Below are 18,452 nucleotides of genomic sequence, written 5' to 3'. Positions count from 1 at the left end.
TCAACTGGGACATTTTGTCTCAATGTATGGAAATTGCTTTCAGGTAGTATGCCTCAGGACGTGCAGCAACATCATCCTTGCATGGCAGTCGTTGACGTTTTCTCCTTTCTCATCTGCATTCGGCAAATCACTCCGCTGGATGCCATTCTTATTTCATAGGTAGATGTAATGAAAGATTCAAGCAGAATGCCTGAGGGGGATGGTTTGAACAAAAAATGAAGCTGCTGAAGCAGCGTTTTGAGGTAGTGTTCCTCACGATAGATAGTGTCAAGCAATAGCCTGGAAATACTCAAAATGATGGATTGGATCCCTATAGTCTTAGTTGCGTTCAAGGTTCTCGTGCTCGGCACGGGCATGTTCTTCGCCATCAAGTGGCATTACGACCAAGGGAAGAAGGGGAAGGAGAAGCGCGCGGTGCTACGCGCGGGCGGCAAGGTGGCCGCAGCCTTCGTGCTATCGCTCTTGGGCCTGGTGCTCGTCACTTTCGTCTTTGCCAGGATGCTCGGTTTGGACTTGACCTTTCCATGATGGCAAAGAATAGTCGGCCGATATCCAGTGATGCGGCAGCAATTCCCGATGCGGCTATTGGGCAGCTTCGGCAGGCGGGTCACATAGCAATTTAGGTAAAAAAAACTCTACCGTGGCAGATGCTATTTTGGATCGTTTAGCTAGTGAGACGCATCGAGTTGAACTAAAGGGAGAGTCGATGCGGAAACAACGAAACAAAAAAAACAATGACCGACTAAATTTGAAAAAGAGTTTCAACTTCTGACTCTGTTCGCACAATATCTTTCATATAATTCAACACGCTTAATCTGGCTGGTTATTCTGCGTCTTTAGTTATGATTCAAGATTTTTTGTTTTCTTGAGAATGGGCGCTAATTAACACCCGAGCGCTTAGAGCACTCCCCAACGCTAACAATGCGGAGAGCAACATCACCCATCGGAAGCCGGATACATACGATTGGCTGATTGCGCTTTTCAGGAGCGCTTTCTCCCGTTTGCTTGCTTCTTCTGGGAACTCGATTGCAGCAAGTTTTGCACGCTGCATCTGTATCGCGTGTAAGGTTTCCGGGACAATATTCAAGTTCTTGAGATGCCGGTCCAGGCTAACATTGAACGCCAGGTTCATCACAATTCCGAAAATCGCAATGGCGAGGAGGGCGGCCGTACGCGAAACGGCGTTGTTGACGCCTGATGCCGCGCCTGCAAGGCTCTGGTCGACCGCATTCATGACCGTCGTGGTTAGCGGCGCGACACTGATCGACATGCCGAATCCCAATATCAGCACCGCTGGGAAATAATTTGCCCAGTAACTGCCGCCGACGCCGGGAATGGCGAACCAGGCAAAGCCGATCGCCGCAATCATCGGGCCAATCACCAGCGGTCTCTTGGCGCCGTATCGGTCAACCAGTCCGCCGCTCCACCTTGACAGGGAAAACATCAGTAGCACGAATGGCAGCAACGAAGCGCCAGCGGCGACCGCGGAATATCCTTGCACCAGGATCAGGTTAATCGGAAGAAAATACAGGCCGCCGCCAAGCGCCGCATATAGCATGAGCGTCAGCAAGTTGGCTCCGCTGAAATTGCGGGAATGGAATAAGCCGAGCGGCAGCATAGGGGCTGGATGCCGTAACTCGACGCCGATGAAAATGGCGATCATCAGCGCAGCCAAAACCAGCGTAACAATCACCGTAACGTCGCCCCATCCTTTGTTCGACGATTCAATCAAGCCATAGACCAGGCATCCCAGTCCGATGCTGGCCAGTGCAGCGCCGGTCCAGTCGAGGCTGCCTGAGGCGCGCTGGTCGCGGCTTTCCGGTACATATCTGAACGTGAGGAACACGACCAGCAAGGCGAGCGGAACGTTGATCAGGAATGCCAGGCGCCATGAAACATGCTCAATCAGAAATCCGCCGACCACCGGTCCAATCGCGGCGGTGATGGCGGTGTAACCGGACCAGGTACCGATCGCCTTGCCACGCTCGTCTTCGGGAAACGAAGCACTGATAAGCGCTAGGCTGCCTGGGACCAGCAAGGCGCCGCCGATTCCCTGCACCGCTCGGGCGAAAATCAATTGCATGACGCTGCCAGTCATCCCACACCAGATGGACGCTACAGCAAATAGCGCGACGCCAAGGGCAAACACGCGCCGCCGCCCGAAGCGGTCGCCTGCGGCGCCGCCAACCAACAGCAGTGCCGCCAGGAATAGGGCGTAGGATTCAACTACCCACTGCACATCCGATGCGCTGGCGCCGAATGCGCGTTGCAGGGCGGGAAGGGCTACGTTGACCACGGTGCCATCGATAAACACCATGCTTGAGGCGAGTATCGTGGCCGCCAGCACCCACGGGCGCGCGCTGAGTTTGCACAGTGAATCTGCCGCCGCGTCGGCAACGGCGCCCTCGTCGCGAGGGCGGGCAGGCGATACAGTCATTGATATCACTCCCGCATGAGCTGATGTGTTCCAAGCATAGCCTAAATTGTTATTTATGCCGGGTGCAATATCGACAATTGCTTGGTCCGGTCGGTCAGCCCGTTGAATCGCAGCCGAAACTGACAATGACTATCCGCGTTTTGATGTCGTAGGGCTGATTTATCGGGAGTGATTCACTCTCGAAGTCTTTGATCAATGGACCTCCAAACCATGCAGATCGGCGAGGCCCGTTTGGGATAGCGACGCCTAAAAATATTAATACGATTTGGCCTGTGTTCTGAACTAGTCCAAGTTTCTTCCGTAGTGGAGCAATGCGCATTTGTCGGATGATGTTTTCATGTTCCATTGTTTGCAGGCGTAGGAGTTCTGGTACCCAGTAAGGTATTTTTTTCACTCCGTTCAGCCAGTCGGATACACATCTTTTACTTCGTTTAAGTCTGTAAGCCAGCATGTGCAGGGGTATGCCTCGCGCCCAGTATTTCAGTGCTTCAGGATTGCCGTATCGTTCGTTTGGATACTTCATGTGGTTTCCCTCTAGTCAGAAAAAAAATGCCCACATGCGTGTTGCATATGGGCATTGATTATTTACTATTCTGTGAAAGTATTATTGAACGAGTCCTCAATGTCGCTTGTTCATTGGTGCGATAAGTATCTGATTAACAAGTTGTTTCTTTAAACCTGCCGCTATTTTTGTTCACAAAAAGATGTTCATTATTGGCTCTACGTTCCGCTGCTATGGTTAATCAGCACAGCTGCCCTATAAAAGCGAGGAAACGCTGTAATTCACCGTTTTTATTTAAGTTCTCAAGTCTTGATAGCGGTTCAAGATTTTCTTTTGTCAAAAGAACACGTCCATGATCAATGGAGGCACTGGCGTTATCTAAAATTAGGTCGACTGAGGTTGCCCATTTCTTCCAGCGGATCAACTGAGCGTGCGACAATTCATCAATGGACAGTTTTTTAAAGGCTTTCAACTCATCAAGAATCTGAACAATTAGCAGCTCACGAAGATTGTTCTCTGGATAGAGCGCCTCAATCCCACGAATGTTGACTTCATAATCGGTGATGTACAGAGGTCGATCAAGCTTTCGGCCGGCCTTGGTCTCCATGTCCTCGGCTTCTTGTGCAGTGGCCTCGCGTTCTCTAGTGTACCTGCCTGACTTTTGCTTAACGAGTTCGCCAATCTGTCTTGTGACCGTCAGCGGAAGTTTGCCTGGATCAGTCAGGGCATTTGCATTTTTATTGACCCAGTCCGCACCCTTGTCAGATGTTCGGAGCATAGCAATTTTCGCTTCGAGTTCTTCAACCTGAAAACTGAAGCTCCAAAGGATGTCACGGTTTTCATGCGCTGCCATGTCGATATCGAACTGTTTTGCCATGTAGTCGAAGTCCAAGCCGAAATACTTCTTTCCACAGTCCTTCCCGATATTCGTCTCCAATCCACTCTTCGTGGCTACGATATAGCCTCGTGCATGTGGCGTGTGGCAGTTCGAAAGGCCGCACTTAACCATATCTCCAAAGACATAGCGGCCGATCACCGAATCTAACTTATGTTGATTGGGGTCTAGATCGGGAGTAAAGCCCGGGCGCTCAAGAACGTCTTCCCAAGACTCCACTTTGAATGGCCCTTTGGCAGTATTGATAGTGATCATTTCAACTCGCAGACAATATTGAACTGCTATCATACCTCTCAGCGGTCAGAAAAAATCTATCCAAAGTACGTTGCAGTCAACGCGACATTGCTGAACAAAGACAAAATCGTGTTTATTTTATAGGCCGAAGATTGCCAAAGATCGATGTCACTCAAGGTGGCATACAATGCATTAGCGTCAGAGCGTGTTTGCACAAACAAGTAAATAATAAAAAACATGACCAATAAAATCGAAGAGCATATTGACTATTTTTTTTGCGACGCCAATGTTCAATGTCTAGTCACATCAAGTGCTTCATGGGAGCCCTTACGGATCTGCTAAGGGAACTGGAGATCGCAACCTTCGACGCGGCCCAGATTGAAGGGGCGGAGGAAAACGCATCCGCGGCCTTAGAGGGTATTCGTGCCGTTGTTCGAGACTTGGCGCGTAGCACTGGTAACGCCGTATAGAATTACGAGCGCTGCCTGCTCAGTCATGAAAGCGCAAGGCTTTCGAGTCGGTTTTTTTTGCATGCGCGACTCATCGTACTTAATGGAAAATTTATTTATGTCTATGAGCATGGTGGCAAATTTACTCGCCGCTCTTTCAGCACTGATTGCAGCGTGGTTTTGGTTTCTCTCCTCCAGGACATCTGTGCCGGACAACCTGATTGGTGTTGCAGCGGGTCCAAGTATAACGATAGTGAGTGCAAATCCGTTACTGCTTCAAGCCCAAAAGAGCGGGCGGCTAAATGCGATTGCCGCTGGATTCAGTGCGGCAGCGGCATTCATCGCAGCAATTCCACCTATTTGCGACGCAGTGGCATTTGTTCATGCGATGATCTCTTGAAGGAATGTTATGACAAAAATTGAGCAGTTACGTGGTGTTGCTGAGGATGTAATTGTGCAATTCGACACACTCGTCGCGGCATGGCATGTTGCGGATTCCAATGAGGCGCGTGTTACGGCAGCGCTTGCGCTAACTGTTGGCGAACAATTCCATTCGATGCTGTGCTTGATCGACAATAATTGCGAAACCCATGCTGCGGCACCAATCCGCTCTATGCTTGAGGGGGTGGCCGATATTATTCTTTTGACTCGTGATCCTCGGTATCTCGAGCAGCTCCGCTTCGACAATGCAAAAGCGGATAATTCAACGATTGCGAACTATCGAGATTCGATAGCAGCCGATATCCCGGCAGAAATGGCGTCTGAAATTGCGTCAGTATTAAAGTACGCTAGCGCGACACGTGACTCCTTAAAGGAGGAGGGATTCAAGAGGCAAACGCGTGAGGAGAAATTTCAGCTTACGCAGAACGAATATCTCTACGCTGCATATGGAGTTATGTGTGCATTTGTGCATCCAAATTTAACAAGCTTGAGCTCCAGGCATATGCATAATGTGGAGGGTGTATACAAATTGGTTTATCGTGCGCCGCCCAATGCAAAAGTAGTATCCATGTTGTTAAGCATAGGCATCTACGTGCTTACCCGATTAATCGAATTGACATGTCACTTTACTGATCTAGCTGCCGAGAACGTTCAGGCCATTGCAAAAAATATCGACGATCGCCACGACATCGCTGTGGCTAACTGAGTGGCACAAAATTCTGCCTGCACGGCGCTTAAAGGTGGTGAAAGCACGAGGTTTACGCGGCAGGCGCTTGATTCCATAATTTGAATCATCGGCGGCTCCATTCGTGGGGCTGTTTTTATTTGCTTCGACTGGCCGGCGATGTGGCGCTGCATAACTTCGGGATTTCACACACGTTTCTAGGTTTGTACCCCTCTCTAATTGATCCGCCTTCTAACGCATTGCGAAGACAGCGACGCGATCACACGGCCCGTCATAATCCAATGGTCGTAACTCTAAGTGAAACTGCTTGCGCGATTTGCTTAGGGCGATCTTATGGGGCAGTCGGCCAGCCCATCGGCATAGCTCTCGTATAGCCATGTGCGTAGGGAGGGGCATGTAGTGTCCCGAATTCGATGTCCTGTAGCGTAGCAGTAGATCCAGCAATAAATTCGAACGCCTTTCCACCATGCAACCGTCGAATAAGCTCCGACATGGCAAGACACGCGGCAATCAGGCCTACAAACGGCACCCCGACGGTCCGGGATGCAAGCTGCGTAAGGCCACACGCGTCTATACCGCTCTTCTTGAGCGCCTGATACGCTGGCATGTCTTCCGTAGAAGTATCGGCCAGAGTTACCTGCTTGGCCCAGATTTCCGCAGCTGTGCGCGACGATGGAAACGTGTGAATACCAAGGCTGCGAAAAGCCTGCGGACCACCGCCAAGGCCAGCCTCGACGATCAACGGAAAGCCGGCCTGGTCTAGGGCTGAGCGTGCCAAAGCGTTGTCAACGCCACATAGAGCCACGCCAGGCTCGTCGGCATGCCGCTTCGTCCACGGGCCAAAACGTCGTTCTTCGATGAAGGTAGTAAAGCCACGTTTATCGAGCCAGTCTGCGACGACGCGGGCCTTCATTTTGTTCGTATCGTGTTTGTAAGACAGCAGCGACGTGCTGTCATTTGAAGGGGCAATACGGTCATAGTCTTGCAAGACCAATTGCAACTCTTGGGGCGTTTCGTAGGGCATTAGTGCCAACAACCACGCAAAGGCTTGGCCAAGATTGCCCAAACCAATTATCCAAAGATTCGAAGGAAGAAAAGCGAGTTCAGGCTCTGATTCGTCGACGTCCAGCCAATCGGCGCCCGGCTGCCAAAGGGACAGGCCCGCCGTCCGCCGTCCGGCCATCGGATGATCACCCGCATAATGAGAGAAAACCTCGCCGGCGCAGACTGCCGCCGCCAATGCCGGTGCCAGGGCCATAGAATTGTCCTCGGACAGGCGATCACCGATCATTAGCGGAGCTGCTCCTGCGCGCCAACCTTCCCAGGTAATGCGCCAAGCAGTGTCTTTATTGCTGTAGTCTTCGACGCTTCCGATCAGTGCAGTAGGCCACTCGGGGCGCGCAACGGCTACTGGCGTGCCGCCAAGTGCCATCACTGCCTCTTTCAACCCCGTGTTGGGGGCGAGTGCCGTCAGGCTGTCGCAGTCCGGCAGCCCGATAACTTCCACGCCGCCGAGAAGCGTACGTCGCGTGACGTTCACGATAGTAAGGAGAGCAATCTGGTGCGCAGCCGAACTACGGATTTCCTCGCCGACATAGATTGTCAGGCCAAACTGTTGAAGCAGATTCATGGCGGCTTCATGCGATGCGGCTTTACCGCTGTCCATGAAATATTTGGCAGCGCGGTGCAACGTAGTGTGATCGAGTGTAAGGTTCATAGTTAGCTCCAAAAACCCGTGTAAAAGAAGTTGGGGGCATGGGCCGGGCTACGTTCCAGCCATTCATGCTGACCGCAATACTCATAAATGCCGAGATTGCCCTGACGAATAGGCCAGCGTGCAAAGTTGGGAAGGATGATCGCGATATGTCCTTGCCGCGCGACCATGGGGTTGGTGCGGTCAGAATCACTTTGAAAGCCCGCGCCGGGGTGCGTGTGGACATCTGCAACGACGGTCAGGCCTTTCTCGCGGCAATGTGACCAGAGCTTTGCAAATGCATCACCATGCAGAATGCACACACCGGAATCGTAGGCACTCGGGTCGAGATCATCGTAATACACCGCACTTTGCACTTCTTTGCGGCCATTGCGCTCGATACCAAGCAAAAAGGTTCCGGCTTCGTGGCGGCGCTTACCGCGCCGCTCGAGTTCCGCTACGATTTTCCGCCACAGTTGCTTCCGACAGGCCAGCTTGTGCTCAGGCGCTGACCAAGCCCGTATAGTCGCCTTGATTGAAAAGTTCATAGAGTTGCTCCAGATAGCAGATGATCCCACGCGCCGGTTGCCACAGGCGCGAAGGGTGGTCGTTGAGCCAAGCTGTGTGACCTTGGATCGAAATGCGGTCGCAGGGGATATAGAGACAGTTACCCTGTTGCCAGTCTTTGCGAAAGACGGACGGCACAACATACGTTCCCGTTGGCCATTTCGCATGGGGAAGGGGCGCATCGGCCTCCAGATCCCAAAGCTGGGCGGTCACAGGTGTTTGGCGGTAGCCGGTGTATTCGAATCGGAATCCGAATTCCTTCGGGCCATTCGGGCGTTGCGGCGCGGATACTGCAAAGAAGACGTGCGGCCACGACGTGCGAATATGCCGCCAGCGCTCCTCGATCTCGCCGCACCGAATTTCCGGGGTGGCGAGATCTTGCTCTAGCAGCAAGTGATCAGGAGAAGGAGCGCTGATCATCTAACCCTCTATGCGCTTTTCCGGCACCAAGTCGAAGCACACGGCGCAGGTGTTGTGATCGGCAAGCGTGTGCAGCGGCGTATCGCTCGCCGGGCGCTCCTGGGAATTACAGAGCTGCAAGACGTGCTCCCCGGCATCCTTAGGTGGAATATGAAACACATCGACCGCGTGGGCCTTCACCGCGCGAATGCGAGCACCCGGCGCAAAATCGCGGGTTTCCGTTTTATCGAGGTAGTGGACAGTCGCGCGGATGCGTTTGCAACGGCTCACGTGGATGCGGCACCCGTGCTTAACGCCATACGCGGGTTCGTGGTGCTCCCCGTGCAGGTGGTTCTCGGCATCCTCAACGTAAATGAACGTCTCTACGTCAATATTTACGCCGACAGCGGCGAGCGCAGCTTTGAGTTCGCCGATCGTGGTGGCCGGACCAAGCTTGGTCTCGATGATGCCAGGGCGGCCCTGGACTTGGATGAAGACAACAAGGGTGGTCATACTAACTTACTCCTATAAAGTGGCCCCGAATTGGGTGCCTATAAGAAGTAAGCGATGCGACTCCGAAAAAAACGGGTATTTCCTTTGCTAGTGAGCGCCGCAGGCAAAGTATGCCGGGCAATTGGGGCAAAACCGTGGCAATGGAGAAGGAATATTGAAATCTCCCTTCTTTATCCCGGCGATTGCCTCATCATATAGCGCCAACTTCTTGCTATCGTCGCCGGACGGAATGACCTGCACATCGCCGGAGGCGAGAAAGAATGTCTCAATGCTGACCGGGTGGTTCGGATAATGAAGGGTCGCGCCTTTTTGCAGTAAGGCGTAGATCGGCTTCCCTAGCTCACTTTTCGTCTTTTTCCCAGTGCGTGTCCGTTGGACACGAACAAGTCCGCTCTGCTCAATGAGTACCCTGTCGGGGGTGATGGAAACGATCCCATTGGACAGCGGGATTTGCCATTCCGCGCGAGCATACTGGCCGGTTTCGCGCAATATGGCCTCGCACATAGCGCGTACCATACCTTCAGCCGCGCGACGATAGTAGAGTTCAAATCCATGGGTCAGTGGGCCGCGCTCGCTCCATACAGCAGCAAGGTGCGTCAGCCCCTCCTGGACCGTCGGCATGCTACCGGCCATCCTTTCTTTTTCCAGCCAATCGACCGTTATGTATACGCAGCGATGAAAGAGAGCATAAGGATTGTCGCCACGTGCCCCTTTCAACCGGTCAAGGATCTCGTAACGAAACCGCGCAGGGCACTCCATATAAAGAGAAAGCTGCTTTTCGGGATAGATCGAGAAAGCCTCGCACGGCACGTAGAGCGGCGTGCCCGCGAAAGATGCTCCAGCACCCTTGAAATCGGCGTGCGTGACATGAGTTCCGATATGGTCAAGAAATTTTGAAGCGCTAGCGCTCACTTTGGCGGCATACTTTTCCGCTCGGCTTAGCGATAGAAAATCTCTCGCGCGCGATAACCCCACGAAGAAGAGTCCTTCCTCTTCAGCGTCGTGATCATCCTTGTCCATTTTTAGTTGAGCGAGTGTCGGCGGCGGCGGGCATTGGACGCCGCCGCCGCTTCGCGACATCGGCATGTACCTGGTGGCAATGACCGGAAAATGTACTGCTCCGAACTCCAATCCTTTGCTGCCGTGGATTGTCATGACACGAATTGCATCGATATCAGATGCCTCCGATGAAACAGCGCGGAATGGCGTGTCTTGATTGAGCGCTTCGATGCGACGGATACGCTTTAAGAACTCTCGCCTGCCGACGCGGCCGGCTTTCGCGTTCTCGCCGCAAACCTTGAGGAAGTGATAGATAGCAATTAGATTCTGCTGCGCTTTGGCATTTTTTTTGCTCAGAAGTGGCTGTAGATAGTCACTTCTTTCGAATAGCCATACGGTCAAGAATGACCAAGGGGAAGCATTCTCAAGTCCATCAAGATGAACAGCTAGCTTCGCAAGTCCTGTGCGGCCACTAGTGGATATCTCAGGGATTTCCGCCGTCCGCTTCAATGCTTCGAAAATTGAAACCTTTTGGGTATCCGCCCACGTCGCGACAGAAAGGGCATCACTCTTGGAAACATCATATTCGGGAAACGCGGCAATTCTGGGGAACCCAATATTGCCAGGCTCTGCGCCCAAGGCTAGAAGTGACAGAAGATCGCGAATCTCCGCACGTTCGAATAAATCACCAAGGTATAAGAGAGGAACGCCCAGCTTCTCAAGCACGCTCGTAATACGCCCTAAATTCAGATGAGTTCGCGCCAAGATGACTTGGTCACTATAAGGGATACCTTTTGATAGAAACAGGTTGGCTTTCGCTTGAATAAGTTCTGCTTCGGCCGTCACGTCCGGCGTAACGGTCACCGAAACAGAGCCACCGTCTCCGCGTTTTGCATTCCATTGTCCGCGCATCCGACCCTGGCCTCCCATTGAGGCAGAGAAGTTCTCAAAACTGCGCACCACGGGTGCGAATGACCGGTAATTTGTACCTAACGGCCTGCGATTCCCATCAAATTCAGTTTCGAAGCGTGCAACGTTGGACGGTTCAGCTCCTCGAAATCTGTAGATGGACTGTCTTTGGTCAGCGACGACCCAGGCCTCAGCGCCACACTTCGCAATTTTCTGCAAAAGGCATGAACTGGCAAGGTTTACGTCCTGGTATTCATCGACAAGAACGTGTTTAAAGGCTGCAATGTATTGCTTGGCCGCCGAACTTTTATCGATTATCACTATTGATTTAGACACAAGATCACCAAAGTCGACGGCATCAGCCTCAAGGAGAAGCCGTTCATAAACCTCATAAATGCCTGCAATTTCTAGAGACTTATCGGCGTTTTCTCGGGCTTCGTCATTTGGTGCATCTTCCTTAGCCTTGAGCGCGTGAAGGTGGTATTCCTGCGGCGTAATCATCTCATCTTTGCAGCGGGAGATTGCCTTGAGAACTGCTACTAGATCAATCGCTGGCTCATAGAGGTTTTGATAATATTGAAGGTCAAGCTTCGACAGGTTCTCTTCTAAGAGGGCGAGAGCCTCCACCTCGTCAAAAAGTTTGACTTTGTCGGAACGCCCGATTTCGGAAGGCCATTTTTTAATAACCTCCCAACCAAACGAGTGAAACGTGCTGATCCACATCTGTACCGCCGCCGCTGGATCCATTTTGGAAATACGCTCCCGCATTTCTTCAGCGGCTTTGTTGGAGAACGTAAGAGCGAGAATTGAGGCGGGAGACGAACCTATATCAAAATAATGTTTGACCCGGTGAACAAGAGTTCGCGTTTTGCCGGTACCAGGACCGGCATCGACTAGAAGTGGCCCTTTCGCCCACGTTGCCGCTTCATGTTGAGAGGGGTCCAGAGAAATTGTTGGACTAACCGGCTTAGCGAGCGGATCGCGCAGAGGAGGCAATAGCAGGGCGCGAATGAGTTGGTTAACCACGCGGTTGACCGGAATGCCGAGGTCAACTGATATTACGGCGGGCCGTAGGCGGCGTTCGATGTATTCAGTGCGGATCCACTCAGAAGGGCACAAAAACTCATCTGCAAATACATTCGCCTGTACTTCATTCCTTTCAGTTGGGGAATAGCCTTCGACTTTCGCAGCACCTCCATCGACAGGATCACCTCCCAGCACATCGGGAAGCAACCGTATCTCATGTAATGGGTCAGTGTGGATGTAAAAATGTCCCAATTCGTGTGCGATGACCATCGCTTCTTCTTCAGGTGTCAGGCCTGCCTGCACATATATGATCTCGGCGACACGGTCGAGCATGCCGACAACCCCTTCGTTAAAGATCGTTCCGTGCACGTAGTAGTTCTTAACAAGATTGGCATTCTTTAACGCGGCTTCAAGAAGCTTATCGACCTTGCGTTCTCCTTCCACAATGTCAAGTAAGGATTGACGGCAATCGCGGGCTTTTCTTCGAATGTCAATCCAGTCGCTCATGGTTCAGTCCTCGCTTAGCCAATACTGCGTTTGGCTAGTATCCATGTCACTAGCTCTTATAATTTCTTCATAACTTCGTTGGTTCAATTTCGGCGCAACTTTGGATTTCGCCATGCCAACTCGAGGATTGGCAAGCGCAATACTTAATTTATGATCGAAGGCCTCACTGCTAAGTGAGAGTGCAGTCATCACGGCTTTCTTAAATTTGGGACCAACAGGGGGAGCCATTCCTCCGTTTGCAAGGGCTGCGACGACATCTCGTCCTATTCCAATCATTCCTCCTATCTCATTGGCTAGGGAAGCAATTGTTTTTCCATGAGCAGCAATAATTTCATGAAAAGAAGCAGAATCATTGGTTGACGACAGAGCCTTTTGCTCTCTGTCACCAGCACTTAGACCATTCAAGGCGTGACTGAACGAGATATTCAAGTCGCGTTCGGCAATCTGATCTTGAGCATTTTTCTCGCTAGCAGCTATGTCCAGAGCGATAGCCGCATGCTCGCGAATGTCCTCGGCATATTCTGGGTATTGATTGGTCCAAGAGATGATTTCCTCTGCGGTTGGCTTCTCACATGTCTCGTGAAATGCCAAAAGAACTTCGTCTCGGACAAGGGCGTTGTTTCGATTTTTCATGTCTGGCTCACTTTCACTTTCAATATCTCGATGCACTCCTTGACCCAGAGGCGAACGGTCTTTTCATCTTTGCCGACCGCTTTCGCGATGGAATGGGTCTTTTCGTCATTCGTTTTACTTGGAACGTCCTCCATGTACAAACGAAATGCCATGCGCTTGAGATTGTTGGGAATCGCGGCTTCCAAAAAATGCAGAATCTCCACTTCCTGCTGTCTGAGGAGATTGAAATCGACCGGTGCCTCGTAGTCGGCCTTTCCTGACACGCCTTCGTTATTGACATTTGTCAACTTTCCGTCGCTTGATTCACAGTCACCACTTCCGTCGCTGTGCTTGTCGTCAGTGACAGTGACCATTTCACCCGTTTCGCTGTCTAGATAACTTTCATTGCTCTCGGCGCCAGACGGCGACTCGGTCATGAAGAAATCATCTGGCGTGCGACGCTCACGCCTCTCCTCGACGATCGCATCGATCATACGTAACTTGATGATGGCATAGCAACTCTTGCGCATGGCATTGCCATCACAGGATCCTGGCGTGGAAAGACCTTTGAAAAGCTTGAAGATCGTTCGGTGAATAATGTCCAAGCCCTGATTAGGATGGTTGAACCCGACCTGCTTTCGAAGAATGCGATAAAACGCATCGTGAAGCTCTTTTGCGAGGGCATTTCTCACCCGAGCATCTACATCCGCCCCCAAGTCCTGGATCGCCGCAGCCAAGTCGTTCAGGGGAAATCCCGATAGATGCCCAGCAGCAATAGCCTCCTGCCAGCCTTTGAGGTCGGTTGATTTTGGTGGCATTGGTTCTACCCCCACTTTTCGACGTGTAGCCATGCAGCCTCCGAAATCACTGTTCTTATTAGTTAGCGATCCGACCGGGAGAAAAGCGGGGGGTACGGGCGAATTATTTTTTACCCTTGAGCCGAGAGCCGACCGAAGTCAAGCTATCGAATTAAATTTGAGGGCTAAGTCATCCCTCAAACCGCTGATTGAAGCGTCTATGAACACTCGCACTTCGGTAGACAGGCTGCAGTAACTTGGATGGAGTGCATGTGCCTCAACCAATTGTTTCTTTATAGCATTAATATGCTGCACGTGATCTATCTCTCAAGAAATCGCAGATTTACTTTCGTTGTGGGGGGACTGAATTTTCACGTTCAATCGTCTCAGCATTGCGCCGAGCCATTTCTTTAACACGACGTCGTACCTCCACCATCTCCTTATCGAAATTGCCCGTAAAAGCTTGATGCCAGACTTTTTCTGGCACGCCAAAGAGAGTTGACGCGTCAGTGAGAATACCTGGATTCAAGAATCGACTTGCTCCCTTGATAGACATGGCCAGCTCCAATTTGAGTCATTCTTTTCAATTATAGTCCGATATTTTTTATGCAATTCTGTAATCGCCTAAAATCACTCCTAGCTTGCAGAAGGTTATATCTTTACGACTTAAAAATGTAAAAAACACAAACAAATATTGCCTGAGCTAGGCTTCCCCAGCAAAATTTCAATCAATTCAACGACGAAAATTAGGCAAAAGAACGGCCATATTTTGCTCTACGTCTATTCCTTTGGACTGCATAAGCTGAATAATAACCATCAATTGCTCGACGTAAAGATCGCGGGCCGACTGCAGTTCCGCTACCTTTTTTCTGAGTTGTTCATTTTGCTCCTCCAAGGAAGCTCGTCGGAATCGCGAATCACTGTAGGGACCTGCTGCTTGGATTTGTCTTTCACGCGCTGCCATGATTTGCTCCGCGCGCTTTCCACCGAGCGTAGCGCGGCTTTTTAGACCAAGCCGCTTTTGTATCGCTGTACGAGAAATTGGTGCAACTTGATACCCTTCCGCAAGCATCTCAGCCAATAGCCGATCTAGCTTTTGGTTTAATTCGTCACCTCGGATCTTGCGCGGCATACGAGTTCCTAGTTATCAGATACCGAACTTCGACCTGATATGGGCGACGCGTGATCAATAGATTCTGCCGGTGAAAATATTGGAATAGGAACTTCACAAACCGTCATGGCCAATGCTTTCTTCATATTTTTAATCTTTTTCTCGAGATCTTGAACCCATACATCTGCGCCGTACTCATCACTCGCGCCTGCCCGCATTTTGTTCAGCGCAATTTCACTACTTTGTATTTGAAAGCTGATACTGTGTAGCTCTCCTTTTGTATTGGTCCGATGTAGATGGCTGCAATTATTCCAACATTGCAAATGTTTGGGGCAGGGGGCTTGGCTAAAGTCATGAGAACATGCGCCATAAGGCGTAACATGCATTGCCTGGGCATGCATACTTAGAAATCTCTCTGCAGTGATCAAATCTTTAGTCTTTTTCAAGAAATGATAGCCGTCTGTAATTCCCCCTAAAATCCGCCTGGCACGTATTCCTTCGTGAACAAAGGATAGCTTTTCTTGGGCGCTGTTAAAGCTTAAGAACTCATGATGATTTTCAATACGTTCTTGCAATGTGGTGTGCTGATAAACACTATTCTGGTCTAGTTTCTTTCTCCCCATCGCTAGCGCCTGTTGAACGTTGCTCATGCCGGCAAGCTCGTACAGAGTGTTTCTCCAATGACGAGGTTGGTGGCTAGTTAAGGCAATACGTTGACCATCCGCTTCTGTCAGTTTCCGACGGTCGAATATCGATTGATATTGTGGATTTGCACCCAGTGCCCCATTAATTTCAATCAATGATGTCCCTCGCGGCATCACCCTGAACACGTTTTGGGCGCGGACAAAACGGAAAGCTCCATCAAATCGGATGCTGAGCGTTTCGCTAGTACGCAGAACAATTTGCCATTTCTCGTTGTTTTTTTGTTTTAGAACAATATGGTCGCTAATAGATGGTACTAGCAGCGCCTCTACATCTCCGGCACGATAATATCGATCAACGCGAGCACTGTATCTATCTGGCACTTCGTGAACTGGCTTAATTTTCTTATTCACAGAAAGGAACAAATAGAGATTACGTCTATTGGCATAGCCCAATGTCTTAAGCAGGTCATCTTCATGCAGGGCCTCATCCGGAAAGTACTTCCATAATCGTCCTGGATTGGCTTCCTGCCATCTTGCGACCTCACGGACGTCCTTAGTCAGTTCGGTCAATCTTGTTACGGCGCGCTTAGCCAGCGCGATATCTTGGTCAGCCAGCCAATGAATCTTCGTTTCGAAATGCTTCTCTGGGTAGTAGCGAATTCCAACTTCAACTATTGGCCTCCCATTCGCGTCTTTCATAATTTCCCCGGAGAGGGTTTTTAATGGATGCTCGACCCAACAATCAAACGGAATGCATGCAATCTCGTTTCCTCTTTGTCCCATTGCGATCAACAAATCAATGGTCCTGAGTAAAATTTCTTCATCATTATTAATCGGATTATTTGTACACAGCGCATATGCTTCCAATGCTTCTCTGCTAGGCAATTTATCTTCATCCTTACGTATTTTTTCGTCTCGTTCAGGATCAGTCATCGATACGTATCTCAGATATTGGTTTTTCGCCGAAACGCCATGCTGGAAATTAATCGGAGATATGGTTATTCGCTTTCTGTCAATTAATTCCGCAATCGCTTGCAGTCGAGTGGACGCATCATAAAGACCGGAATAATTCTGGTCCTTCATAAGACGAACAGTTTGTTCAAAATGCCATGTGGTGAAAGATAACGGGCTAACTTCTCCTCGTTGAAGGAGGAAATTAAAAATTCTTCGAAGATCGTAAACGTAGACTCTAACCCCCATATGGCTGAGATTGCGTGTTCGTTGAAAGTAAACGATTACGGCTTTGCAAAAATCAGCATACTCGTCAGGCAAAGGAGTTTTAGATGAAGTAGGGGAGTTGCCTTCTTCCTGAGATTTTTTTGGAGGTATACGAAAGAGCAGTTTGGTGTCTTTTCCTCGATTCGAGAGCCAGTTTTTTGTGTTCCAACTATCGTTCTTCCAAACAATGTCTGATGCGGCTTGCTCAAGATATAAACGTTCTTTCTCAACAAACTCCCGAAGCCTTTCCGTCGTCTCGTCAATTTTTATTGAATTTTTCCTGTTCATCCTTAACCCTCTACTTCTCATTACAACGAGAAATCACGGCATCGACTGCTTCTAGTGTCTGTTCAAGTTGCACGGGCACTCGCGAACGATCTAATTCCATGGACTTTAACGCGGCGTCTATGAAAAATTGAGCCTGCATTTCGAGTGCAGAGCGGACCTTATCATGCGGACCGTCTGCGAACGGATGAAAATCTCGGCACGTATAACAGGAATAGATTGGATTTTTTGGGCAATGATTTTGCGCGGGTAAATCGCAACCACCAATACCTACTAGATATTGCGTATGTACTACACCTTTAACCCAGCGCTCTTTGTCAAAATCGTCTCTTGCCGCAATCTCTCCGGTCAGCATCATCTTCATAATGCTTTTGTATGTATCGTTTTTTCCTAGCGCCCGTGCTTTTATTTTTGCAATCGTTGGGGTTGCTGCGATATAGGCTCTCGCCGCGACCGTAGAGTTGTGCCCCATGGCTTCTGCAATCACGTCAGCAGGAGCGCCTTGATCGGCCAATCCTTGGCCCAGATGATGACGTAGCAAAGTAGCCCCGCCCCCTGTGGGTAAGTTGAGAGGCTCGAGTTTTTGAATCAGGCAAACGCTAATTGAATATGCGGAAAGTCGAATTCTAGAACTTTTTAAGAAAAGAGCATTTATATTTTTTCCAAATAACACTTCATTGAGACGGATAAGCTGCTGAATCTTATTGCCCAGTTCAGTGCTTATTTGTTTCGGCCTCCGCTCAGGAATGCCGGCGCCTCGCTTCTTCGCCATGGGAAGCCATAAACTGTAAAACTCATTTTCTTTATTTGCCAAATCCTTGCTAGGAATTTTTAGCACCTCCAAATCTTCCGCGTTAAGTGCATACAATTGGCTTGGCCTAGGAGCCAATTCAAACGATATGTGTAGCAAAACATTACTCCTTAATGCATGCCAATCATCGGGGTCATATGAGTCCTTGATAATTCGCAAGACCAAGATTTCTTGCTCTTGAGTTACGTATCGTAGGTGAAGAAACAAAGACTGATACGGACTACTTATGTTTAGCTTCGTTTCCTCTAGCACAAAATATGTCTCTCTTGAGAAACCAGGTTTTCCACTGGCCAAACACCAGCAATAAAATACACGGAAAAAAATAGCAAGTTTCACGTCTCGCTTATATAGATTCACTAATATTGCTAAAGCTGACTCAGTAGTCCAAGGAAAAACAATAGAATTTTCAATAGCGCCAATGTCTTTGATCATCGATGCGTCTGAGCCAACAGTATGCGGTGATCTCGATTCTAGTCTATGAAAAATATAAGCTTTCGCAATTTCTTTTACAGTTTCTGGCAATCTGATTTCGTTCCAACGAATGCGATACTTTGTCCCACTGTCGGTCCATTTCCAGGTTGCTCCTGTTGTATCAACATAATGCTCAGCGTCCTCAGTACGAACTCTAATTTTTGCTCGACCTGGATTTGGAAACGCGTATCCAATCCTTGTTACTTCTGCTTTTTCGGACAATTCTGGATGCATATATAAAAACCCA

18 protein-coding genes are annotated in these 18,452 nt (G+C 49.8%); 4 read left to right on the top strand and 14 right to left on the bottom strand.

From position 1 onward, the window contains the following. The first annotated feature begins 294 nt into the window (after positions 1-294). Together V8G57_RS11580 and V8G57_RS11575 are read left to right on the top strand one after the other, a co-directional pair. Positions 295-528 (top strand): hypothetical protein, encoded by a 234-nt coding sequence (locus V8G57_RS11580; RefSeq protein ID WP_342829517.1) that lies wholly within the window; start codon positions 295-297, stop codon positions 526-528. Between the two features lie 112 nt (positions 529-640). Next, the gene (locus V8G57_RS11575; RefSeq protein ID WP_425458268.1) at positions 641-772 is read left to right on the top strand and encodes an ATP-binding protein; all 132 of its coding nucleotides are present in this window, start codon (positions 641-643) and stop codon (positions 770-772) included. 75 nt (positions 773-847) lie between these two features. Here the strand turns inward: V8G57_RS11575 and V8G57_RS11570 are convergent, their stop codons facing one another. The 3 genes from V8G57_RS11570 to V8G57_RS11560 all read right to left on the bottom strand — a co-directional run bounded on the left by V8G57_RS11570 (position 848) and on the right by V8G57_RS11560 (position 4,089). After that, the gene (locus tag V8G57_RS11570; RefSeq protein ID WP_342829515.1) at positions 848-2,437 is read right to left on the bottom strand and encodes an MFS transporter; all 1,590 of its coding nucleotides are present in this window, start codon (positions 2,435-2,437) and stop codon (positions 848-850) included. Positions 2,438-2,531: 94 nt separating this feature from the next. Continuing rightward, positions 2,532-2,960 carry a hypothetical protein gene (locus tag V8G57_RS11565; RefSeq protein WP_342829514.1) on the bottom strand — a complete coding sequence of 143 codons (429 nt, stop codon included), beginning with the start codon at positions 2,958-2,960 and terminating at the stop codon, positions 2,532-2,534. Positions 2,961-3,180: 220 nt separating this feature from the next. Further along, positions 3,181-4,089, bottom strand: a complete 909-nt coding sequence (locus tag V8G57_RS11560) for a hypothetical protein (protein WP_342829513.1) — start codon at positions 4,087-4,089, stop codon at positions 3,181-3,183. A gap of 474 nt (positions 4,090-4,563) precedes the next feature. Here V8G57_RS11560 and V8G57_RS11555 point away from each other — a divergent pair, with 474 nt between their 5' ends. Together V8G57_RS11555 and V8G57_RS11550 are read left to right on the top strand one after the other, a co-directional pair. Beyond that, the gene (locus V8G57_RS11555) at positions 4,564-4,917 is read left to right on the top strand and encodes a hypothetical protein (protein WP_342829512.1); all 354 of its coding nucleotides are present in this window, start codon (positions 4,564-4,566) and stop codon (positions 4,915-4,917) included. Between the two features lie 9 nt (positions 4,918-4,926). Further along, positions 4,927-5,664, top strand: coding sequence for a DUF5677 domain-containing protein (locus V8G57_RS11550; protein WP_092399441.1), 738 nt, complete (start codon positions 4,927-4,929; stop codon positions 5,662-5,664). Positions 5,665-5,974: 310 nt separating this feature from the next. Here the strand turns inward: V8G57_RS11550 and V8G57_RS11545 are convergent, their stop codons facing one another. The 11 genes from V8G57_RS11545 to V8G57_RS11495 all read right to left on the bottom strand — a co-directional run bounded on the left by V8G57_RS11545 (position 5,975) and on the right by V8G57_RS11495 (position 18,439). Continuing rightward, positions 5,975-7,360: a ubiquitin-activating E1 family protein gene (locus V8G57_RS11545; protein WP_342829511.1), complete on the bottom strand. Its 1,386-nt coding sequence runs from the start codon at positions 7,358-7,360 to the stop codon at positions 5,975-5,977. A gap of 2 nt (positions 7,361-7,362) precedes the next feature. Continuing rightward, positions 7,363-7,884, bottom strand: coding sequence for a Mov34/MPN/PAD-1 family protein (locus V8G57_RS11540; protein WP_175501070.1), 522 nt, complete (start codon positions 7,882-7,884; stop codon positions 7,363-7,365). Further along, entirely contained in the window at positions 7,838-8,323 is a 486-nt protein-coding gene (locus V8G57_RS11535) for a DUF7665 family protein (RefSeq protein ID WP_175501071.1), read from the bottom strand. Before V8G57_RS11535 ends, V8G57_RS11540 begins: the two co-directional genes overlap by 47 nt. Continuing rightward, a complete protein-coding gene (locus V8G57_RS11530; protein ID WP_342829510.1) occupies positions 8,324-8,815 on the bottom strand; it encodes a hypothetical protein in 492 nt (163 codons plus the stop codon). Positions 8,816-8,902: 87 nt separating this feature from the next. After that, positions 8,903-12,256 carry a UvrD-helicase domain-containing protein gene (locus V8G57_RS11525; RefSeq protein WP_342829509.1) on the bottom strand — a complete coding sequence of 1,118 codons (3,354 nt, stop codon included), beginning with the start codon at positions 12,254-12,256 and terminating at the stop codon, positions 8,903-8,905. Positions 12,257-12,259: 3 nt separating this feature from the next. Beyond that, positions 12,260-12,889 carry a hypothetical protein gene (locus tag V8G57_RS11520; RefSeq protein WP_342829508.1) on the bottom strand — a complete coding sequence of 210 codons (630 nt, stop codon included), beginning with the start codon at positions 12,887-12,889 and terminating at the stop codon, positions 12,260-12,262. Beyond that, positions 12,886-13,719 carry a hypothetical protein gene (locus V8G57_RS11515; RefSeq protein WP_342829507.1) on the bottom strand — a complete coding sequence of 278 codons (834 nt, stop codon included), beginning with the start codon at positions 13,717-13,719 and terminating at the stop codon, positions 12,886-12,888. The genes V8G57_RS11520 and V8G57_RS11515 overlap by 4 nt, the downstream gene beginning before the upstream one ends. 289 nt (positions 13,720-14,008) lie before the next feature. After that, positions 14,009-14,221 (bottom strand): hypothetical protein, encoded by a 213-nt coding sequence (locus V8G57_RS11510; protein WP_342829506.1) that lies wholly within the window; start codon positions 14,219-14,221, stop codon positions 14,009-14,011. 177 nt (positions 14,222-14,398) lie between these two features. Further along, positions 14,399-14,797, bottom strand: a complete 399-nt coding sequence (locus V8G57_RS11505) for a hypothetical protein (RefSeq protein ID WP_342829505.1) — start codon at positions 14,795-14,797, stop codon at positions 14,399-14,401. A gap of 8 nt (positions 14,798-14,805) precedes the next feature. Then, positions 14,806-16,926 (bottom strand): hypothetical protein, encoded by a 2,121-nt coding sequence (locus tag V8G57_RS11500; protein ID WP_342829504.1) that lies wholly within the window; start codon positions 16,924-16,926, stop codon positions 14,806-14,808. A gap of 10 nt (positions 16,927-16,936) precedes the next feature. Beyond that, positions 16,937-18,439, bottom strand: coding sequence for a hypothetical protein (locus V8G57_RS11495; RefSeq protein ID WP_342829503.1), 1,503 nt, complete (start codon positions 18,437-18,439; stop codon positions 16,937-16,939). Positions 18,440-18,452 lie beyond the last annotated feature (13 nt).

It is taken from the genome of Collimonas rhizosphaerae (assembly GCF_038896935.1).
Taxonomy (GTDB): Bacteria; Pseudomonadota; Gammaproteobacteria; order Burkholderiales; family Burkholderiaceae_D; genus Collimonas; species Collimonas rhizosphaerae.
This window is presented reverse-complemented; position numbering and strand designations above follow the sequence as displayed.

Coding starts and splice junctions, on each gene's coding strand:
- V8G57_RS11510 (WP_342829506.1), bottom strand. CDS start 14,221: ATGTCTATCAAGGGAGCAAGTCGATTCTTGAATCCAGGTATTCTCACT.
- V8G57_RS11500 (WP_342829504.1), bottom strand. CDS start 16,926: ATGAACAGGAAAAATTCAATAAAAATTGACGAGACGACGGAAAGGCTT.
- V8G57_RS11525 (WP_342829509.1), bottom strand. CDS start 12,256: ATGAGCGACTGGATTGACATTCGAAGAAAAGCCCGCGATTGCCGTCAA.
- V8G57_RS11560 (WP_342829513.1), bottom strand. CDS start 4,089: ATGATCACTATCAATACTGCCAAAGGGCCATTCAAAGTGGAGTCTTGG.
- V8G57_RS11545 (WP_342829511.1), bottom strand. CDS start 7,360: ATGAACCTTACACTCGATCACACTACGTTGCACCGCGCTGCCAAATAT.
- V8G57_RS11555 (WP_342829512.1), top strand. CDS start 4,564: ATGAAAGCGCAAGGCTTTCGAGTCGGTTTTTTTTGCATGCGCGACTCA.
- V8G57_RS11580 (WP_342829517.1), top strand. CDS start 295: ATGATGGATTGGATCCCTATAGTCTTAGTTGCGTTCAAGGTTCTCGTG.
- V8G57_RS11505 (WP_342829505.1), bottom strand. CDS start 14,797: ATGCCGCGCAAGATCCGAGGTGACGAATTAAACCAAAAGCTAGATCGG.
- V8G57_RS11565 (WP_342829514.1), bottom strand. CDS start 2,960: ATGAAGTATCCAAACGAACGATACGGCAATCCTGAAGCACTGAAATAC.
- V8G57_RS11520 (WP_342829508.1), bottom strand. CDS start 12,889: ATGAAAAATCGAAACAACGCCCTTGTCCGAGACGAAGTTCTTTTGGCA.
- V8G57_RS11495 (WP_342829503.1), bottom strand. CDS start 18,439: ATGCATCCAGAATTGTCCGAAAAAGCAGAAGTAACAAGGATTGGATAC.
- V8G57_RS11530 (WP_342829510.1), bottom strand. CDS start 8,815: ATGACCACCCTTGTTGTCTTCATCCAAGTCCAGGGCCGCCCTGGCATC.
- V8G57_RS11540 (WP_175501070.1), bottom strand. CDS start 7,884: ATGAACTTTTCAATCAAGGCGACTATACGGGCTTGGTCAGCGCCTGAG.
- V8G57_RS11515 (WP_342829507.1), bottom strand. CDS start 13,719: ATGGCTACACGTCGAAAAGTGGGGGTAGAACCAATGCCACCAAAATCA.
- V8G57_RS11550 (WP_092399441.1), top strand. CDS start 4,927: ATGACAAAAATTGAGCAGTTACGTGGTGTTGCTGAGGATGTAATTGTG.
- V8G57_RS11570 (WP_342829515.1), bottom strand. CDS start 2,437: ATGACTGTATCGCCTGCCCGCCCTCGCGACGAGGGCGCCGTTGCCGAC.
- V8G57_RS11535 (WP_175501071.1), bottom strand. CDS start 8,323: ATGATCAGCGCTCCTTCTCCTGATCACTTGCTGCTAGAGCAAGATCTC.